Genomic DNA, 17,018 nt, shown 5'->3' with positions numbered 1-17,018 from the left:
GCGATGACCGCCAACACCCTCCACCCGCGCGGCGTGTTCTGCGCCGCCGCCACGCCGCTGACGGCCGATTACGCGCCCGATCACCGACCCTTCGTGGCCCATGCCGGGCGGCTGATCGCCGAGGGCTGCGACGGCGTCGCGCTGCTGGGCACGACCGGCGAGGCGAACTCGTTCTCGCTCGCGCAGCGCAAGGCGCTCCTGGAAGCCACCGTCGAGGCCGGCGTGGCGCCCGGAAAGCTGATGCCCGGCACGGGCGTCGCGGCCATTTCGGAGACGATCGACCTGACGCGGCACGCCCTCTCGCTCGGCGTGACGACCGTCGTGATGCTGCCGCCGTTCTACTACAAGGGCGTCACCGACGACGGCCTGTTCGCGGCCTACGCGGAGGTGATCGAGCGGGTCGGCGACGCGCGGCTCCGGGTCGTGCTCTACCACATCCCCCAGGTTTCGGGCGTGCCGATCCCCCACGGTCTCATCGAGCGGCTGCGGGCGCGCTACCCGGAGACGGTGACCGGCATCAAGGACTCGTCCGGCGACCTCGCCAACCACGTGGCGATGATCGACCGCTTCCCCGGCTTCGCCGTGCTGACCGGCGCCGACCCGCTGCTGCTGACGCTTCTGCCGAAGGGCGGCGCGGGCTGCATCACGGCCACGTCCAACGTCTGCGCGGCCGATCTCGCCTTCATCTTCCGCAACGCCGCCGACCCGGCGCGGGCGGAGGCCGTCGCCGCGGCGCAGGCCCGCGTGGTCGCCGCGCGCGAGCGCACCGTGGGCCCCCGGCAGATGGCGTCCATCAAGGCGCTCCTGGCGGACGCCACGGGCGACGCGGGGTGGCTGCGCCTGTGCCCGCCCCTGACGGCCCTGTCGGCGGAGGAGCGGCGCGCGCTGCTCGGCGCCTGAGCGCGGCGGCTCCCTTCGCCGCCGCGCGGCCGCGCCGTCAGTAGTTCCACTGGACCTGGGCCCGGAAGAGGTCGCCCCGCGCGCGGCCGAACCGGCGCTCGTCCGCCTCGCGCCGCCGCATCTTGGAGTAGGCCAGGGTGATCTCCAGCGGCTTGATCGGCTGGAACTCGATGCCGACCTCGAACTCGTCGGTGGCGAGCGGCGGCGCGTTCGTCGCCACCTTCCAGCCGCCGCGATAGGTCTGGAGCCGCGCGTAGGGCATGAACGGCCCGACGAGCGAGTGCTCGAACCGATACATCGCCTGGAGGTAGCCGCCCTCCAGCGGCTTGGTCTCGATCGCCCGGGTGAGCGCGTCGAATTCGGGGCCGCGCCCCCAGTTCCATTCCGCCTGGAGGCCGAACGGCTGCGGATACAGGATCGCGTGAACGCCGACCCGCTCGTCCGCGTACGAGACGGGGCCGACGCCCCCGGCGCGGATCTCCGGCTTGAACCGGTTGCGGTAGGCCGAGCCGCCGACCTCCAGCACCTGCCCGGCGAAGGCGGATCCGAGGCCGTCGAGCGCGAACGGCCACGTCGCCATGCCGACGATCATCACGTCGTCGTTCTGTTCGAGCCGGTTGATCGTCTGGCCGTTGTAGACGCCGACGCCGAAGGCTCCGTAATTGCCGAAGAGCTTCTGACCGTCCTTGCCGAGGCGATCCCAGATCCGCTGCACCGACGGGGGCGTGTGGTAGGCCGTGATGCCGATGTCGCGCTCCCCCGGGATCGCGCTGTTGATCGCGTCCGAGCGGTCGAGGGTCAGGCGGTTCTGCGAGGATTGCAGGTTCTCCCAGCCGTAGGGCACCTTCTGCTGGCCGAAGCGCAGCCGGGTGCGGCGCTCGTCGTCGAGGAAGACGTCGGCGTAGGCGTCCCGCAGCTGGGCGAAGCCGCCCCGCGGCTCCCCGGCCGACTGGTTGCCGACGGAGACCGCGAAATCCGGCTGCAGGTAGATCGCCACGCGCTCGTGGACGTCGCCCTGCAGGATCAGCCGCACCCGGCGGAAGGTGAAGGTGTCCCTGTCGCGGATGCCGCCGTCGTGCACCGAGCGCAGCCGCGAGGAGCCGGCCGGCGCGTCGGCGTCGCCCGCGAGGACCTCGTTCACGCGCAGCTGCGTGTAGCCCCGCAGGGTCAGTCGCTCGAACCACGTTTTCGGCCGACCGGCATGAGCAGGCGGGGCCGGCGCGGGCTGCGCCTGACCCGACAGAACCGGCGCGGTTCCTGAAGCGGGACCTGAGGCAGGTCCCGCGGTCTCGACCGGCCTCGGCGCGGCCGGCCTGGGGCTGGGCGTGGGACCTCCGCCCTTCCGGCGCCGCTGTTCGGCCGACAGCGTCCTGACGACGGCCTTCAGCTCGTCGATCTGCCGTTGCAAGTCCTCGACCGTGCGTGCCTCCGCCGGGGCTTCAGGAATCATCATCCCGAGGCCGAGCAACGTCGTGACACCGTATCGCCGCATCCATCGATCCTCATCCGTGTCCGGCGCGCCCGACCCGCTCCGGTGGCGGGAAGCTCGGACGCCGTGATCACGGCGGGACCGGTTCCACGGGCAGATGACACCCGAGCGTCATCCGCGCCCGGGCCGGCGCGATCGCGGGCGGCATGTGTGAGGGGGCACGGCCGTCGCTCCCGCGCGGGACTGGATCCGTCGCAGCGACGTGCGGGCACGGGCGATCGCGCCTTCAGAGTCGGCGGCTCCGATACTCCGCTCGCGAAGCGGGGCCGGGCCCGTCCGTTTGGCCGCGGGCCGCCCGTCCCCTAGGGTCGGCCGATGAGACGCCGCTACCTCGTCGGACCGTTCCTGTGCGTCGCGCCGCTCGCCCTCCTCTTCGGCACGGCCGACGGGCCCGCGGGCTCCGCGGCCCCCGGCCTGTTGCCGCAAGCCGAGCGCGCGGACCTCATTCGCGTCGAGAAGGCGCGACGGCGGCTGACGCTCCTCCGCGGCGGACGCGTGCTCGCGGTCTACCGCGTTGCCCTGGGCTTCGCGTCGATCGGCCCGAAAGCGACGGAAGGCGACGGCAGAACACCCGAGGGGCACTACCGCATCGCTGGCAAGAACCCGAACAGCATCGCCCACCTCGCGCTGCGGATCTCCTATCCGGACGCGGCCGACCGCGCCGCGGCGTCCGCGGCCGGCGCGCCACCCGGCGGAGACATCATGATCCACGGTCTCAGGAACGGCTTCTCCTGGGTCGGCCGCCTGCATCGTCTGATCGACTGGACGGATGGCTGCGTGGGCGTGACCAACGCCGAAGCCCGATCGATCTACGCGCGGGTCGAGGTCGGCACGCCGATCGAGATCCGGAGCTGAGCCGGAGCGGACGCCGTCCGGAGGCTGGTTCAGGCCCGGAACGCGCGACCGGTGCGCCTCGGAAAGAACCCGGCCGGGGCACCGACAGGCCTCCGCCGACCTGGGGACAGTCCCTCAGCATCCGGCCTGGCCTCAGCGGACGGGGTCCTGGGCGAGCCCGTCCGGCCCCGGGGGGCTGCGCCACGGAAGCGGGTCGAACGAGCGCCGGAGCGCGTCGAGGAACCGCTCCGTCCGGGCCGCGCGCGACCGCCGTTCCGAGCCGAGCAGGGCGACGACCGGCGCCGACGGCAGGGCGTAGCCTTCGAGCAGGCGCGTCAGCCGCCCGGCGCGCAGGTCGTCGGCGACATCCCATTCCGAGCGGACGATCACGCCGAGGCCGGCGACGGCCCAGCCCCGCACCACGTCGCCGTCGTTGCTGACCAAGCCCGCGTCCACCCTGACGCGCGCCTCGGCGCCGTCCGCCGCGCGGAAGCGCCAGAGCGTCACGTCCTCGTCGTTCTCGCGCAGCGCGATGCAGGTGTGATCCCGCAGATCGGCCGGCACGCGCGGGGCCGGGTGCCGGTCCAGGTAGGCGGGCGCCGCGCAGAGGATCCGGTCGTTCGGCGCGAGGGCGCGCACGGTCAGGCTCGGGGTCGCCTCCCTGATCTCACCGACGTGGATCGCGAGGTCCCAGGTCTCGGACGGGATGCGGCCCAGGCGGTCCGAGAGCAGCAGGTCGATCCGCACGCCCGGATGCCGGATCCGGAATGCCGTCACGACCGGGGCCACGTGGCGGCGTCCGAAGCCGAGCGGGGCGACGACGCGCAGATGTCCGGTCACCGCGCCGACACGCTCGGCCAGGGCGTCGGTGAGATCGTCGAAGGCGCCGAGGAGGTCGCGGCCGCGCTCGGCCAGCAACTCCCCCTCGTCGGTCAGCGTCAGGCCGCGACCGGACCGGTCCACCAGATGGACGCGCAGCCGTTTCTCGAGGCTGCGCAGCCTCTGCGTCACGGCGGGCGGGGACACGTTCAGGCTGCGCGCCGCGGCGGCCAGGGACGGGCTGGCCGCCACCGCCACGAAGAAGCGGAGATCGTCGGTGTCGAGCATTAAGGCTGACCTTAATCCAGAATGCCGAACGGATTAATGGCGTCTCCCGGTCCGGCATGGTCTGTCACCCGGCAGCGAGACAGGGAGGCGCGGACATGCCGGGCATTGGAACCGAGGCGCAGGTGCCGTCATCGGAGATCGACGGGGCATCGAGTCCCCTCCAGACGCCGTGCCTCCTCCTCGACGAGGCGCGGCTGCGCGCGAACCTCGCGGGGATGCGGGCGCACCTGGACCGGCTGGGCGTCGCCCTCCGGCCGCACCTGAAGACGGCGAAGTCGATCGACGTCGCCCGGCTCGCCATGGCCGGTCCGGCCGGCCCGGCGATGGTCTCGACCCTGCGCGAGGCCGAGTACTTCGCCGAGGGCGGGGTGCGGGACATGATCTACGGCGTCGGCATCGCCCCGCAGAAGCTCGACCGCGTCGGCGCGATCCGGCGACGCTGGGGCGCGGACCTCGCCGTGGTGCTCGACTCGATCGAGCAGGCGGGCGCGGTCGCCGCCTGGGCCGCGCGGACCGGCGACCGTCTGCCGGTCCTGATCGAGGTCGACGCCGACGGGCATCGCTCCGGCGTGAAGCCGTCCGATGCGGCGCTGCTGGCGGCGATCGGGCGCGCGCTCGACGCGGGCGCGGACCTGCGCGGCGTGCTGCTCCATGCCGGCGACAGCTACGGCCTCAGCGATCCCGAGGCTCTCGCGGCGGCCGCGGAGGCCGAGCGCGCGGCGGCGGTGACGGCGGCCACCCTGCTGCGCGAGGCGGGCCTGCCGTGCCCGGTGGTGAGCGTCGGCTCGACCCCGACCGCGCGCTACGCCCGGGACCTCGACGGGATCACCGAGGTCCGGGCCGGCGTGTTCATGTTCGGCGACCTGTTCCAGGCCGGCGTCGGCTCCGTCGCGGTCGACGACATCGCGGTGAGCGTGCTCGCCACCGTGATCGGGCACCGCCGCGACAAGGGCTGGCTCATCACCGATGCCGGCTGGATGGCGCTGTCGCGGGACCGGGGCACGGCCCGGCAGGCGGTCGATCAGGGCTACGGCGTGGTCTGCGACCGCGCCGGCCGCCCCTACCCCGACCTGATCGTCGCCGACGCCAACCAGGAGCACGGCATCCTCGCCCTGCGCCCGGGCGCCCGCGCCGCCCTGCCCGACCTGGCCATCGGCGACCGCGTGCGCATCCTGCCGAACCACGCCTGCGCGACGGGCGCCCAGTACGACCGCTACCACGTCCTCGACGCCGACGGGCGGGTCGCCGCCGTCTGGCCGCGCATCAATGGCTGGTAGGCGACGCCGGCCGTGACGGCCCGGATCACGCGGCCCTCGACCGCCCGGCGGCGCCGGACGCGACGGGAGCCGGCCCGGACGCGGTGCGGCGGGTGAGCGCCGCCCGCGCGGACTGACGCGCGCTCCGGGACGCGTCGGCGCGGCCCGCGGCCGCGCGACGGACGACACCGCCCGATGCGGCGCCCGACACGGAAGGAGGACCCATCATGACATCCCACCGATTCGATGCCGTCCTGTTCGATCTCCTGACGGCCCTGCTGGACAGCTGGTCCCTGTGGGACTCGGTCGCCGGCAGCGAGGAGGCCGGCCGCCGGTGGCGGGCCGAGTACCTGCGGATCACCTACCGAACGGGGGCGTACCGGCCCTACGAGGATCTCGTGGCCGAGGCCGCCGCGGCGGTGGGCCTGCCGCGCCGCCTCGCGGCGGACCTCGAGGACCGCTACGGCGAACTCCGGCCCTGGCCCGGCGTGACGGAGACCCTGCAGGCGCTCGCGGCGCGCTCCGTGCGGCTCGGCGTCGTGACCAACTGCTCCGAACGTCTGGGGCGCATCGCCGCCGGTTGCCTGGGGGTCGAGCTCGACGCGGTCGTCACGGCGGAGCGGGCCGGGTTCTACAAGCCCGATCCGCGTCCCTACCGGCTGGGACTGCAGGCCCTCGGGGTCGAGCCGGCGCGCTGCCTGTTCGTCGCCGGCTCGGCCTTCGACCTCGTGGGCACGGCGCAGGTGGGGCTGGCGACGTACTGGCACGACCGCGTGGGCATGGCGGCCCCGGACGGCGCGGCGCCCCCGCTGGCGCACGAGACCACCCTGGATCCGCTGCGCGCCTGGTTCGATCCGAGCGCGCGCTGACGCCGGCGGTCTCCGGGCGCAGGCGGGGAGCGGTCCCGGGGCGGCTGACGGGTCGGCGGAGGGCGCCTTCGGAGCCGGCGACGGCGGCCCGACCGGTCGCCGCGCACTGAGCGAACGGGGCGAACCGGGCGCAAGCTTTGCCTTTCGGTCGTCGCCCGGTCCATGTAGCCGCCCATGATCCGCCTCATCCCCAGCCTGCCCGCGGCCTACGTCATCGCGCGGGTGGTGTGGCCCCTGCCGGCGCCGCTCGCGCTCAGGCTCGGCCTCGCCGCGCTCCTCCTGATCGCCTCCCAGTACCACCTGTGGAGCCGCCTCTCCTCCGGGTCGGTCTTCGCGCCGGAATTCCCGCGCCCGGTCGTGATCCTGTTCAACTGGGCGTTCGGCGCGATCGCGCTGGCGGCGGTGATGCAGCTCGCCCTCGACCTCGTCGCCCTGATCTCCCTGGCGCTGCCCGGAGGCGGCTGGGCGATCGCGACCGCTGGGCGCGCCGCGCTGGCCGCGTCGGCCGCCTGCCTCTCGGCCGCCGCCGTGTGGCAGGCCGCGCGCGTGCCGCCGTTGAAGGACGTGCCCGTCGCGATCGCGGACCTGCCCCCCGGCCTCGACGGCTACACGATCCTGCACCTGACCGACCTGCATATCAGCCGCCTGTTCCCGGCCGCCTGGGCGCGGGCCGTCGTCGCGCGCGCCAACGACCTCCGCGCCGACCTGATCGTCGTGACCGGCGACTTCATCGACGGTTCGCTGGAGGCCCGGCGAAACGACGTCGCGCCGTTGCAGGCCCTGCGCGCGCGCGACGGTGTCTGGGCCGTGCCCGGCAACCACGAGTACTTCTTCGACCACGACGCCTGGATGCGCCACCTCGCGGGATTGGGGATCCGCGTCCTCGCCAACGCCCACACGATCCTGACGTGCGGGGGCGCCGCGCTGGTGCTGGCCGGCGTCACCGACCGCTCCGCGCCCGCCACGGGGCATCCGGGCCCCGACCTCGACGCGGCCCTGGCGGGCGCACCGTCGGGCGCGCCGATCGTCCTGCTGGACCACCAGCCGGCGAACGCCGCCCGAGCCGCGGCGCGCGGCGTGGCGCTCCAGCTCTCCGGCCACACCCACGGCGGCATGATCCGCGGCCTGGACCGTCTTGTGGCGCGCGGCAATGCCGGGTTCGTCTCGGGCGCGTACCGGGTCGGGGCGATGCGGCTCTACGTCAGCAACGGCACCGGGCTCTGGCCCGGCTTCGCCCTCCGGCTGGGGCGTCCGTCGGAGCTGACGCGGATCACCCTGCGGACCGCCACCTGACGCCGCGCGCGGCGCCGCGGCGGTCGCGCGGCCGCGCCGAGGCCCCCTCGTGCCGCGGGTCCGGTGATCGAGCCCGCAGGAGCCCGGCGCCTGGAGCTGGCGCAGGGTGATGCCGGCCCGGGCGGGCTTCCACGTGGTCGCGCCGGACCAGCACCAGCGCGGGTACGGGAGCACGACGGGCAGGGACGGCCGCGACGACGGCGATGCCGCGGCGTTCCGCACGCACACCTACGCGCTCGACGCCGTGCGGATCGTGTACGCCCTGGGACGCCGTTCCGCGGCGGCAGTCGGCCACGATCTCGGCGCGATGGTCGCCGCCCGCTGGGTGCAGCGGGCGCAGCCGCAGCGCTCCAACACCGCGCCCCTCGGTTTCCACCGGAAGCCGGATTCTGCGCCCTGAGCAGCGGCAGCCGCACGGCTTCTCAGCGGGCCGCGCCGACCGGCCGCGACCGGCGCGCCGCGGTGACGCGGTGGAGCAGCATTCCGGCGAGCATCGCCGCCACGAACAGCCCGACCTCCGGCAGGCCGAGGGTCAGGCCGGCCAGGGCCGGGCCGGGACAGAAGCCGGCGAGCCCCCAGCCGAGGCCGAACAGCGCGGCTCCCGCGAGCAGCCGGGCATCCACGCTCCGGTTCGTCGGCACCTCGAAGCGCGGCGCCAGGGCGGGCTGCGCCATCCGCGCCTTGATCGCGTAGCCCAGCGCCGAGACCCCGACGGCCCCGGCCAGCACGAAGGCGAGGCTCGGATCCCAGGCGCCCGCGACGTCGAGGAAGCCCAGGACCCGCTCGGGGTTCATCATGCCCGAGAGGGCGAGGCCGACGCCGAACAGCAGGCCGCTCACCAGGGCAACGAGGAGGCGGGGCGCGCTCATCGCGTCACGCCGTGCCGAACGAGGAAGACGGTGACGATGGCCGCCGCCATGAAGGTCGCGACCGCCGCCAGGGAGCGCGGCGAGAGCCGGGCGAGTCCGCAGACCCCGTGACCGCTTGTGCAGCCCGAGCCCAGGCGGGTCCCGAAGCCGACGAGAAGACCGGCGGCGATCAGCATCGGCCACGACGCGCCCACGCGGATGTCCGGCCACTGGCCCGCCGCCAGCCGGTACAGGGCCGGACCGGCGAGGAGCCCGACGAGGAAGGCCGCGCGCCAAGCCAAGTCGCGGGCCGCCGCCCCGAGGCGGCCGTCGAGGCGGCCGTCGAGCAGGCCGCCGAGGATGCCGCTGATCCCGGCGATGCGACCGTTGGCCAGAAGCAGCAACGCCGCCGAGGCGCCGATCAGGGCGCCCCCCGCGAGCGGAGCGAGGAAAGCGGTCACGGTTCGTCTCCGATCTGCCCGAACATCGCGGCCTGTCCGAGGGCCCGAGCCGGCACGTCGGGCGCGCGCCGGGAGCCGCCGCGGTCGGCAGTTGGTCACGAGGATACCCTCGACCGCGTCGAGAAGCGCCCGGAGTCGCGGATCGGTCAAGCTTTAGCAGACCGCGCTGTGCTCACGCCGGGTGGCGACGCCATCGGCGGTGCGCAGTTCGCCGCGCTGCCCCGACAGGCTCTGGTGCCGGACGCCGAAGCGCCGCCCTGCTGCCACGCCGGGTGCGACGTCGGCTTCGAGGGCCCCGGATCGAGGCTCGACCGGCACGTCGCCCTCCGTGCGACCTGACCGGGACCGTCCTGGCTATCGACATGCGTGATGCGAGACCCGTGCGAGCGGAACCCGTGACCCGATCCGGTCGCGCCTCGATCCGGATCCCGCTGCACGGATGCCCGGCCGCTGCCCCCGCTCGAAGTCTTCGCGACCGTCCGGCAGTGTCTCGGGCGGCTTCGTCACCGGGGCAGATCACGACATCCAGATCACGACGCCCGGCTCCGACCGGGGTTGACGGAGCTGCGCAGATTAGACAGGTTCCAGTGACTAACCTGTGTTACAGTCAGGGCGCCGATGTCCACTGATCTTCCCCAGGGTAGAGTCACGTTCCGCGGCCGCGGTCTGGCCTTCGCGCACGGCGCCAAGCTCGTGCTGAAAGTGTGCCCGCTGTGCTCGCAGTGGAACGCGCCGCGGGCTGCCGACCTCGGGCAATGCGGCTGGTGCGCCTACACCCCGTCCGGTCGCGACGTCGAACCCGCGCCGAGCCGCCACGACACCGACATCACCGCGTAGACGGCACAGGGGCGCGAAACGGAGCGCGACGCCGCCCATCGCGGCGATGGGAGCGCGGAGCGAATCGACCGGCCCTGACGACCGTGGGGGCGTGGAGATCCGCACCGCCGTCGACGGGCGCCGCCCACCTCAGCTGTACTGAAGCTCGGCCCGCGCCCGGGAGAGTTTGCGCAGGATTCGGCGGATGTGCTCGCGGAGCATGAGAGTCTCGTCGGTCGGACTCTCATCCGGAGGCACGGCCAACACATCCAAGACGCTTACGGCCCGGTAGCGCATCCGCTCCTCCGCCAACATGATGACGTGTCCTAGCAGCTACTTCTTATTAACGCATCCATCATTTGATCGATTCCGCACCCCTGAAGCGAGCAAGTTTACGTAGATCGCTAAATTGATGACCCAATCGAATCGCGCAATAGAGTTTCCACCCTCTCTGCTTCACCGAACCGGTGCCTGAGCGAAATAATCCCGGCTTCGCTCAGCTTCGATCGTACGGTCTCGTGGCGGACGCTGGTCGGCTCAATAGGGACCGCGGCGCGGGCGAAGGCCCTCCCCGCACCAGCCGCTCGGTGGCGGTTGCCATGCCGTGAACAGGGTCGCGCTCGTCGAGCCTCGATGCCTGTGCGACGCGCCGGCGTCCCGAGCGCGGCGAGATCGGCATCGGCCGCCCTGAGCTCCGACCGCTCGAGGGAGAACTGATCTTCCGCTCCACCACGGATCTTCGGTGCCGAGGTGCGGACAGCGCGAGGGCCCCGGCGCGGATCGTCCCGGACCTCCGCGCCCGCGCGGCTGCAGCGGTTGGCCGTTCCCCCGTGATCGGAGGGCGGCCATGTCCGGCACGATCGCCCGCGCTAGCAATCCGCGGTGCGCCGGCCGATCTCGCTGTCGAGGTAGACGGACCAATCCGACAAGGTCGTGAGCTGCGAGCCGAACATCTTGCTGACCTGGTAGAAGCCCAGGGCGCGGTAACTCTCGAACTGGCTCTCCGAGAACCACTGGTTGGCCGTGCTCTCGTGCGGGAAGGCCGGGCTGGTCGCGCCGTAGGCGCGGACTTCGGCGGGGATGTCGTCCAGGAAGCTCGGCTTGATGTAGATCAGCGATCCCGCGTCGCGGGCGCCCGGATACGCGATCGTGCCGCGCGCGTAGCCCAGCGCGCCGGCGCGCTTGCCCTCGCGCTCGATCGTCGAGCGGGAGAGAATGCGCATCTCGCCCATCTGGACCTTCGCCAACCCGTCCACCTCGGCCTTCCGGATCACGTTGCCGAGGTCGAAGAAGGTGCATTGCTCGTCCTGGCCGGCGTCGATCACCACGATCCGCGCGCAGCGCCGTCGCAGCATCTCGTAGACGCCGAGATTGTCGAAATGGCCGCCATCCGAGAGGTAGATCGCCTGCCGGACATCGGTGCTGCGGCCGCCGAGCTCGCTCAGGAGCGCGAGCACGGAGTTCGCCGGCTTGGCGAGCTTCAGGTCGTCCCGGCGCGCCACCGCGGGGTTCGGCAGCCAGGCGCCGAGCCGGACGTTGAACAGGGTCATCAGGAACGCGATCAGGCGCGACGAGTGATAGCCCCAGTTCGGGCTGACCGCGGCCCCGGAGATCGTCAGCAGCCCGCCCAGCAGCGGCCCTCTGCCCGCGCTGACACGATCGCCCCGCGTCTCCATCCCGGCATACTGCGACGTGCGGATATAGGCCCCGCGCGGACCGCCGGTGCCGGGCAGGTCGCGCGCCCTGTCGGCGCGGTCGAGGATCGCCGAGCCGCAGGCGAACGGTGTCGCGGTGAACGAGGCGGCCTTCCGCTCCGCCCACTCGGTGTGGAGGAGATCCGTCAGATTGAGCGTCATGTTGACGACGGGCAGCAGCCGCTTCTCCGTCCCGAGTTCGGCGATGCGCGGGCTGTCCTCCTCGTCGAAGTCGGTGAAGGGATCGGCGTCGCGCCGCGTCCGCGCCGAGCCGAGGAAGCCGCGGGTCAGGCGGTTGCGGTAGACGCCGTGCATGGAGAAGCGGTTGACGTTGACGCGGCCGAACAGCCAGACAGCCCCGGCCAGGAGCGCCGCCACAGCGACGTCCAGGATCACGATCATGCCGTAGGGGTTGATGCCGCAGGCGGGGCCGGCATCCGCGCCGCCCCGCGCCCAGCGCGGCAGCAGGCAGTCGCCCCACCAATCATGCGCGGAGCCGAGGACGCGGCCGAGGCACCAGCCCATCAGGGCGAACAGGCTGATCCCGAAGACCGCCGCCATCGCGCTGAGGCCCATCATCACGAGGTCGTCCATGCGGCCCTTGGCGGCCAGGGACTGCGCGCGCACGAAGACCTGCTTGCCCAGGAAGGCGGCGGCCGGACCGGTGGCGAGGGCGCCGAGCGCGCCGAACACGGCGGGGATATGCGCGTCCTGGCGACCGAGGGCGTCGGCGGACAGGACCAGGCAGCACAGGCACAGGCCCGTCCAACCCATCGCGGCCAGCAGGAACTGGCCGTCGACGCGCGCGACCCACTCGCGGTCGAGGTCGGCGCACTCGGCGCTCTTCCGGAACCCGATGAAGATGACACTCTGGAGGAGGTGAATGACGATCAGCGCCGGCGGGGCCGCGACCGTCAGGACCTGCGAGACCTCGGCCCGTCCGGCATCGAAGCTGGCGGCGTCGCCGACCAGCCAGTCGATGGATGCGCCGGCGCAGAGACTGATCAGCGCGGCCGAGACGAGGCTGCTGGCGAGCCAGGGACCGACATTCCGCTCGTACAGCCAGAGCCCCGGATGGCCCTTCGCGGTCTGCCAGATCAGGCCGCCGAGATAGGCCGCGACCTGCACGGCGAAGTACGCGAGGCCCAGACGGCACAGGGACAGGCCCGAGACCGGCAGCGGCTGCTCGAACAGCGCGCGGAGCGTGAACGGCAGCGCCAGGGCCCAGACGCAGGTCGGCGCGATGATGCAGGCCGCGATCCGCGCCGGGGACGCGTACGCCGTGACGTCGCCCGTCCGCGGCCGATGGCTCGGCAGCAGGGTGCAGGCGCTGAACGTCGCGACGAACAGCGCCGCGCTTCCGAGCACCAGGGGCAGCCACAGCGTGCTGCCGCTCGCCGCCTCGAGGGCCGTCCTGTAGGCGAGCAGCGCGAGGGGAACGAACAGCAGCAGCGGGAAGATGATCAACCAGTTGAGGATCGTGTTCCGGGTGTAGAGAACGATGCCGGCCCAGGTGTCCGACGACAGGATCCCGACTTCCGGGGTCAGGTAGTTCGTGTACCGCCGCAATTTGGCGAAGATCTCGTTGCCCGAGCCGCCGAGCTGGCGCTCGGCCTCGGCGATGCTGCCGCACTGCCGGATGAACGTCTGCAGCCAGCCGCCCGCGAAGCCGCCCCCCGATACCGTCGACAGGTAGTGGAACTCGCCGAGCATCCGCCGGCTGGCCAGGGCCTGCAGGGCGCCGAGGCAGAAGGTGGCGCTGCGGATCCCGCCGCCGGACAGGCACAGGGCCGCGAGCCGGGCCTGGTCGGCCCGCGCCTGCCAGGGCGCGCGATCGCCGGGATGCGGCCCGCAGAAATGATCCATCTCCTCTTCGAGCGCCTGCTCGGTGTCGAGGAACCACGCGTCCGGCCCCGTCATCACGGCGGGCAGATGATGGGGAGGGGCGTCCGCCTGGATGTCCGCGATACTGGCGCTCATCGCTCCTCCTATCGTCCGCGCGGGGCCGGACTTCGCGGTTCAGCCGTTCCGATCCGTGGTCGCGCGAACATCTCTCCGTCGGCCGCCGGAACAGTTTATGATAAAATTCTATGCTTCCAGTATTGATCCCGTGAACGAATTTCGTGAACTCGATGGGACAGACATTTCGCTCGAGGCAGACTTGTAGCTGATCGGCGCCGCCGCGACGGCGATAGCGGAAATTACCGACGCTCGGAACCTCACAGAAAAACTGTATTCGAACATCATCCATTCGAAGGACGCGCGGGCGTCGATCGGCGTCTATTGAAATCGGCGAGACGCTTCGCGAAGGCAGGGTTCCGCCATGTCCCAGGTGCGATCGTGACCCGCTCCCCGGCCGCCCGCGTCGTCGCGCTCACGGCGATGATCCTGGTCCCGGTGCAGCCCGGATCGGGGGCCGCCGACCCGGGGCCGGGGGACGGGCCGGACGGCGGCCCGCACTTTCTCGCACAGTCCTGGACGCCGCAGGAGCGCGCGTGGTTCTACGGGGCGAGCCAGGGCTCGCAGATCATGCCCTACGCCTGGTTCATGTCCCTGGAGCGCCCGGACGACGACAGGCTCTTCGTCGAGGACGGGCTCGCGCGCTTCGGCTACCTGCCGAATCCGTATGACGGGACGCGCGGATCGATCCGCAGCGGGCTTCCCATCGGCTTCGTGAAGGATGTGGACGATCGCGGCGAGTGGATCGGCATGACCTGCGCCGCCTGCCACGTGAACCGGGTCGACCTGCGCGGTCGGTCGATCCTGATCGACGGCGGCCCGGCCGATGCCGACATGTTCGCCTTCATCGAGGAACTCGGCAGCGCCCTCGCGCGGACGCGCGACGACGGGGCGCGCTTCGAGCGCTTCGCCCGCCGCGTCATCCCGGCGGAACTGTCGGCGCCGGGGGCGGGCCCGTCCGAGGCCGACCGCCGCCGCCTGCGGGTCAGCCTGACGCGGTTGGCCGACGACTTCTCCCGCTACGTCGCGTCGAGCCGGACCGCGGTGCCCTGGGGGCCGGCACGCCTGGACGCCTTCGGGATGATCTTCAACCGGGCGACCGGCATCGATCTGCGCGACCCGCACAACATCGCCCCGCCCGACGCGCCCGTCAGCTACCCGTTCCTGTGGGATACGTCGTGGCACGACCGGGTGCAGTGGAACGGCTCGGCCGCGAACGGGCTCGCCGTCGAGCGCCTGGGCCGGAACGTCGGCGAGGTGCTGGGGGTCTTCGCCCGCACCGACATCCGTGAGCCGACCCTGCCGCCGCTGTGGTTCGAGACCTCGGCGGACCGGGTCAACCTCCTGCGGATCGAGAACCAGCTGGGCGCCCTCACGGCGCCGGCCTGGCCCGACCGGATCGCGCCGCGCACGGAGGCGCAGACCCGGGACGCCGCGGCCGGCAAGGTCCACTACGACCGGTACTGCGTGTCCTGCCACGCGATCGCCCCGACCGGCGCGAACCGCGCGCTGACGGTGACCCTGACACCGCTGGCGGAGATCGGGACCGACCCGAAGATGGCGACGAACGCCGTGTCCCGGCGCGCGCGGACCGGGATCCTCGAAGGGGTCCGGATGCCGTTCCTGGCGACGACGCCGCCGCTGGCCGCCGAGACGAGCAGCCTCGAACTCGTGGCCACGCTCGTCGCCGGCGCGATCCTGGCGCCGCTCGACCGCGGACCGGATCCGTCGGGCGTCGGGGCGGACCAGGCCGTCATCCTCGACCGGCTCCTCAAGCGCGGCGCCGCCGCCCTCGAAGCCCGCAACGCGATGCTCGACGATGTCTCGACCGCCGGCGGCAAGGGCCTCGTCGCCGCGTTCGTCGGGGCGCGGAGAGACCGCGATCTGCTGGTCTACAAGGCCCGGCCGCTCAACGGGATCTGGGCGACGGGCCCGTACCTGCACAACGGCTCGGTGCCGAACCTGTACGAACTTCTGCTGCCGGCCAGCCGGCGATCCAGGACGTTCCGGGTCGGCAGCCGCGAGCTGGACGAGGACCGGATCGGCTTCCGGTCCGACAGCGGGCCGTTCCTGTTCGACACCGCGCTCCCGGGCAACGCCAATACCGGGCACGAGGGGCCCGCCTACGGGACCGAGCAGCTCGACGACGCGCAGCGGCGGCAGCTTCTGGAGTATCTGCGAACCCTCTAGACGCCATCCGCGGCCTCGATTTCCATCTCATCAGTATTGATTTGCAGTTCAATCGGATCCGTAATGGAAGGTCCAGTTTCGGCGCCTGTCGGTCCGACCGGAAGGCTGGAGATCTGAGAACACTCAAGACTCGCACTCACCGCGGAGCGTGGCCATGCAGGATCTCGAGGCGTATTCGGTGCTGGTGGGGTCGATCTACGACCGCGTCGGCCAGCCGGAGGAGTGGTCGGCGCTCCTGGAGGATCTGACCGATTTCGTCGGCGGCCGGGTCGGACAGCTCGCCGTGTTCAGCCTCGACGGGAACCGCAAGCCGATCTGGGCGGTGTCCGGCTTCGAGCGGGCGCGGTACCGCGAGTTCCTCTACCGGCACGCCACCGAGGATCCGCGCCTCCCCTACATCCTGTCGAACCAGGGCAAGGTCATCCGCGCCGAGGAGGGGGTCGACGCGGTGCAGTTCCGCGAGTCGGCCCTGTTCAAGGAGGTCGTGCAGCCCTTCGAGATCGAGCACAGCCTCGTCACCTACTTCGCCAAGGAAGCCGACGTGATGGCGACCCTCGCGGCGATGCGGGGCGAGGACGGCGGTCCCTTCCGGTCCGACGAGGTCCGGCGCCTGGCGATGCTCGTCCCGCACCTGCGCCGGGCCTTCGAGCTGTACGCGCTGATGCGGCAGGCCTCCGAGCGCACGTCCGATCTCGCCTCCGCCCTGGACCTCCTCGACGCCGCCGTGATCCTCACCGATTCCGACCTGCGCGTCGCGCACGCCAACCGCGCGGCCGAAGCGCTCGCGCGGTCCCGCACCGGCCTGTCCTTCGTGAAGGGCAGCCTCGTCCTCAAGGACAGCCAGACCGGGCGGCGGATCGCCCGCGCCGCCGGCGAGGCGCTCGCGGCCGCGAGCGGCGACGTGGCGATCACGCAGGCCGACCACATCACGGTGACCTGCGGCGAGAGCGGCGTGCCCTACCGGGTGTCGTTGCATCCGCTGTCGAAGCGGCCGGCGGGCACCGGGTCGAAGGTGCGGGCCGAGCTGGCGATCGTGATCCGGACCGGGACCCAGAAGGCCCAGGAGAGCAACGCCGCGCGGCTGCAGAAACTGTTCGGGCTGACCGTCGCCGAGTCGATCCTCGCCAACGCGGTGGCTTCGGGACGGTCCCTCGACGCCCACGCCCAGGACCGCGGCATCGCGATCTCGACCGCCCGCACCCAGCTGCGCGCCCTGTTCGCCAAGACCGAGACGCACCGGCAGGGCGAGCTCGTGGCGCGCCTGCGCGAGGGGCTGGACGTCTCGCTCAACTGACCACCGGG

Annotated in this window: 15 protein-coding genes; 10 read left to right on the top strand and 5 right to left on the bottom strand. The window is 72.4% G+C overall.

Features of this window, described 5'->3' with window-relative positions; all coding sequences use genetic code 11:
• The first annotated feature begins 3 nt into the window (after positions 1-3).
• A complete protein-coding gene (locus tag LOK46_RS31745; RefSeq protein ID WP_273564864.1) occupies positions 4-900 on the top strand; it encodes a dihydrodipicolinate synthase family protein in 897 nt (298 codons plus the stop codon).
• A gap of 37 nt (positions 901-937) precedes the next feature.
• Here LOK46_RS31745 and LOK46_RS31740 read toward each other — a convergent pair whose 3' ends face one another.
• Positions 938-2,392: a porin gene (locus LOK46_RS31740; protein WP_273564863.1), complete on the bottom strand. Its 1,455-nt coding sequence runs from the start codon at positions 2,390-2,392 to the stop codon at positions 938-940.
• Positions 2,393-2,704: 312 nt separating this feature from the next.
• Between LOK46_RS31740 and LOK46_RS31735 the strand changes: the two genes are divergently transcribed.
• Positions 2,705-3,244 (top strand): L,D-transpeptidase family protein, encoded by a 540-nt coding sequence (locus tag LOK46_RS31735; RefSeq protein ID WP_273564862.1) that lies wholly within the window; start codon positions 2,705-2,707, stop codon positions 3,242-3,244.
• A 132-nt stretch (positions 3,245-3,376) separates the two neighbouring features.
• Here LOK46_RS31735 and LOK46_RS31730 read toward each other — a convergent pair whose 3' ends face one another.
• Entirely contained in the window at positions 3,377-4,330 is a 954-nt protein-coding gene (locus LOK46_RS31730) for a LysR substrate-binding domain-containing protein (protein WP_273564861.1), read from the bottom strand.
• Between the two features lie 95 nt (positions 4,331-4,425).
• Between LOK46_RS31730 and LOK46_RS31725 the strand changes: the two genes are divergently transcribed.
• The 4 genes from LOK46_RS31725 (at position 4,426) to LOK46_RS31710 (ending at position 8,148) form a co-directional block, all read left to right on the top strand.
• On the top strand, positions 4,426-5,607 hold the full coding sequence (locus LOK46_RS31725; RefSeq protein WP_273564860.1) for an alanine racemase: 1,182 nt from the start codon (positions 4,426-4,428) through the stop codon (positions 5,605-5,607).
• 206 nt (positions 5,608-5,813) lie between these two features.
• Complete coding sequence (locus LOK46_RS31720; protein ID WP_273564859.1) at positions 5,814-6,455, top strand: HAD-IA family hydrolase; 642 nt, start codon at positions 5,814-5,816, stop codon at positions 6,453-6,455.
• A 174-nt stretch (positions 6,456-6,629) separates the two neighbouring features.
• On the top strand, positions 6,630-7,748 hold the full coding sequence (locus tag LOK46_RS31715; protein ID WP_273564858.1) for a metallophosphoesterase: 1,119 nt from the start codon (positions 6,630-6,632) through the stop codon (positions 7,746-7,748).
• A 109-nt stretch (positions 7,749-7,857) separates the two neighbouring features.
• The gene (locus LOK46_RS31710) at positions 7,858-8,148 is read left to right on the top strand and encodes an alpha/beta fold hydrolase (RefSeq protein WP_273564857.1); all 291 of its coding nucleotides are present in this window, start codon (positions 7,858-7,860) and stop codon (positions 8,146-8,148) included.
• A 22-nt stretch (positions 8,149-8,170) separates the two neighbouring features.
• Here the strand turns inward: LOK46_RS31710 and LOK46_RS31705 are convergent, their stop codons facing one another.
• Complete coding sequence (locus LOK46_RS31705; RefSeq protein WP_273564856.1) at positions 8,171-8,617, bottom strand: YeeE/YedE family protein; 447 nt, start codon at positions 8,615-8,617, stop codon at positions 8,171-8,173.
• Positions 8,614-9,057: a YeeE/YedE family protein gene (locus LOK46_RS31700; RefSeq protein WP_273564855.1), complete on the bottom strand. Its 444-nt coding sequence runs from the start codon at positions 9,055-9,057 to the stop codon at positions 8,614-8,616. Before LOK46_RS31700 ends, LOK46_RS31705 begins: the two co-directional genes overlap by 4 nt.
• Positions 9,058-9,225: 168 nt before the next feature.
• On the opposite strand from LOK46_RS31700, the gene LOK46_RS31695 reads away from it, so the two are divergent.
• Together LOK46_RS31695 and LOK46_RS31690 are read left to right on the top strand one after the other, a co-directional pair.
• A complete protein-coding gene (locus LOK46_RS31695) occupies positions 9,226-9,396 on the top strand; it encodes a hypothetical protein (protein ID WP_273564854.1) in 171 nt (56 codons plus the stop codon).
• 279 nt (positions 9,397-9,675) lie between these two features.
• On the top strand, positions 9,676-9,894 hold the full coding sequence (locus LOK46_RS31690; RefSeq protein WP_273564853.1) for a hypothetical protein: 219 nt from the start codon (positions 9,676-9,678) through the stop codon (positions 9,892-9,894).
• Positions 9,895-10,742: 848 nt separating this feature from the next.
• Here LOK46_RS31690 and LOK46_RS31685 read toward each other — a convergent pair.
• On the bottom strand, positions 10,743-13,547 hold the full coding sequence (locus tag LOK46_RS31685) for a hypothetical protein (RefSeq protein WP_273564852.1): 2,805 nt from the start codon (positions 13,545-13,547) through the stop codon (positions 10,743-10,745).
• Between the two features lie 402 nt (positions 13,548-13,949).
• Between LOK46_RS31685 and LOK46_RS31680 the strand changes: the two genes are divergently transcribed.
• Together LOK46_RS31680 and LOK46_RS31675 are read left to right on the top strand one after the other, a co-directional pair.
• A complete protein-coding gene (locus tag LOK46_RS31680) occupies positions 13,950-15,716 on the top strand; it encodes a di-heme-cytochrome C peroxidase (protein WP_443192927.1) in 1,767 nt (588 codons plus the stop codon).
• Positions 15,717-15,870: 154 nt separating this feature from the next.
• Positions 15,871-17,010, top strand: a complete 1,140-nt coding sequence (locus LOK46_RS31675; protein WP_273564850.1) for a helix-turn-helix transcriptional regulator — start codon at positions 15,871-15,873, stop codon at positions 17,008-17,010.
• Positions 17,011-17,018 lie beyond the last annotated feature (8 nt).

This window comes from Methylobacterium sp. NMS14P, assembly GCF_028583545.1.
Taxonomy (GTDB): domain Bacteria; phylum Pseudomonadota; class Alphaproteobacteria; order Rhizobiales; family Beijerinckiaceae; genus Methylobacterium.
Note: the sequence above shows the minus strand (reverse complement) of the source record. Positions and strands in the feature narration are given on the sequence as shown.

Bases quoted from the DNA above. Each gene is read 5' to 3' on its own strand.
- LOK46_RS31690 (WP_273564853.1), top strand. From the start codon at position 9,676: ATGTCCACTGATCTTCCCCAGGGTAGAGTCACGTTCCGCGGCCGCGGT.
- LOK46_RS31680 (WP_443192927.1), top strand. From the start codon at position 13,950: ATGATCCTGGTCCCGGTGCAGCCCGGATCGGGGGCCGCCGACCCGGGG.
- LOK46_RS31685 (WP_273564852.1), bottom strand. From the start codon at position 13,547: ATGAGCGCCAGTATCGCGGACATCCAGGCGGACGCCCCTCCCCATCAT.
- LOK46_RS31730 (WP_273564861.1), bottom strand. From the start codon at position 4,330: ATGCTCGACACCGACGATCTCCGCTTCTTCGTGGCGGTGGCGGCCAGC.
- LOK46_RS31710 (WP_273564857.1), top strand. From the start codon at position 7,858: ATGCCGGCCCGGGCGGGCTTCCACGTGGTCGCGCCGGACCAGCACCAG.
- LOK46_RS31735 (WP_273564862.1), top strand. From the start codon at position 2,705: ATGAGACGCCGCTACCTCGTCGGACCGTTCCTGTGCGTCGCGCCGCTC.
- LOK46_RS31745 (WP_273564864.1), top strand. From the start codon at position 4: ATGACCGCCAACACCCTCCACCCGCGCGGCGTGTTCTGCGCCGCCGCC.
- LOK46_RS31725 (WP_273564860.1), top strand. From the start codon at position 4,426: ATGCCGGGCATTGGAACCGAGGCGCAGGTGCCGTCATCGGAGATCGAC.
- LOK46_RS31675 (WP_273564850.1), top strand. From the start codon at position 15,871: ATGCAGGATCTCGAGGCGTATTCGGTGCTGGTGGGGTCGATCTACGAC.
- LOK46_RS31740 (WP_273564863.1), bottom strand. From the start codon at position 2,392: ATGCGGCGATACGGTGTCACGACGTTGCTCGGCCTCGGGATGATGATT.
- LOK46_RS31715 (WP_273564858.1), top strand. From the start codon at position 6,630: ATGATCCGCCTCATCCCCAGCCTGCCCGCGGCCTACGTCATCGCGCGG.
- LOK46_RS31720 (WP_273564859.1), top strand. From the start codon at position 5,814: ATGACATCCCACCGATTCGATGCCGTCCTGTTCGATCTCCTGACGGCC.
- LOK46_RS31705 (WP_273564856.1), bottom strand. From the start codon at position 8,617: ATGAGCGCGCCCCGCCTCCTCGTTGCCCTGGTGAGCGGCCTGCTGTTC.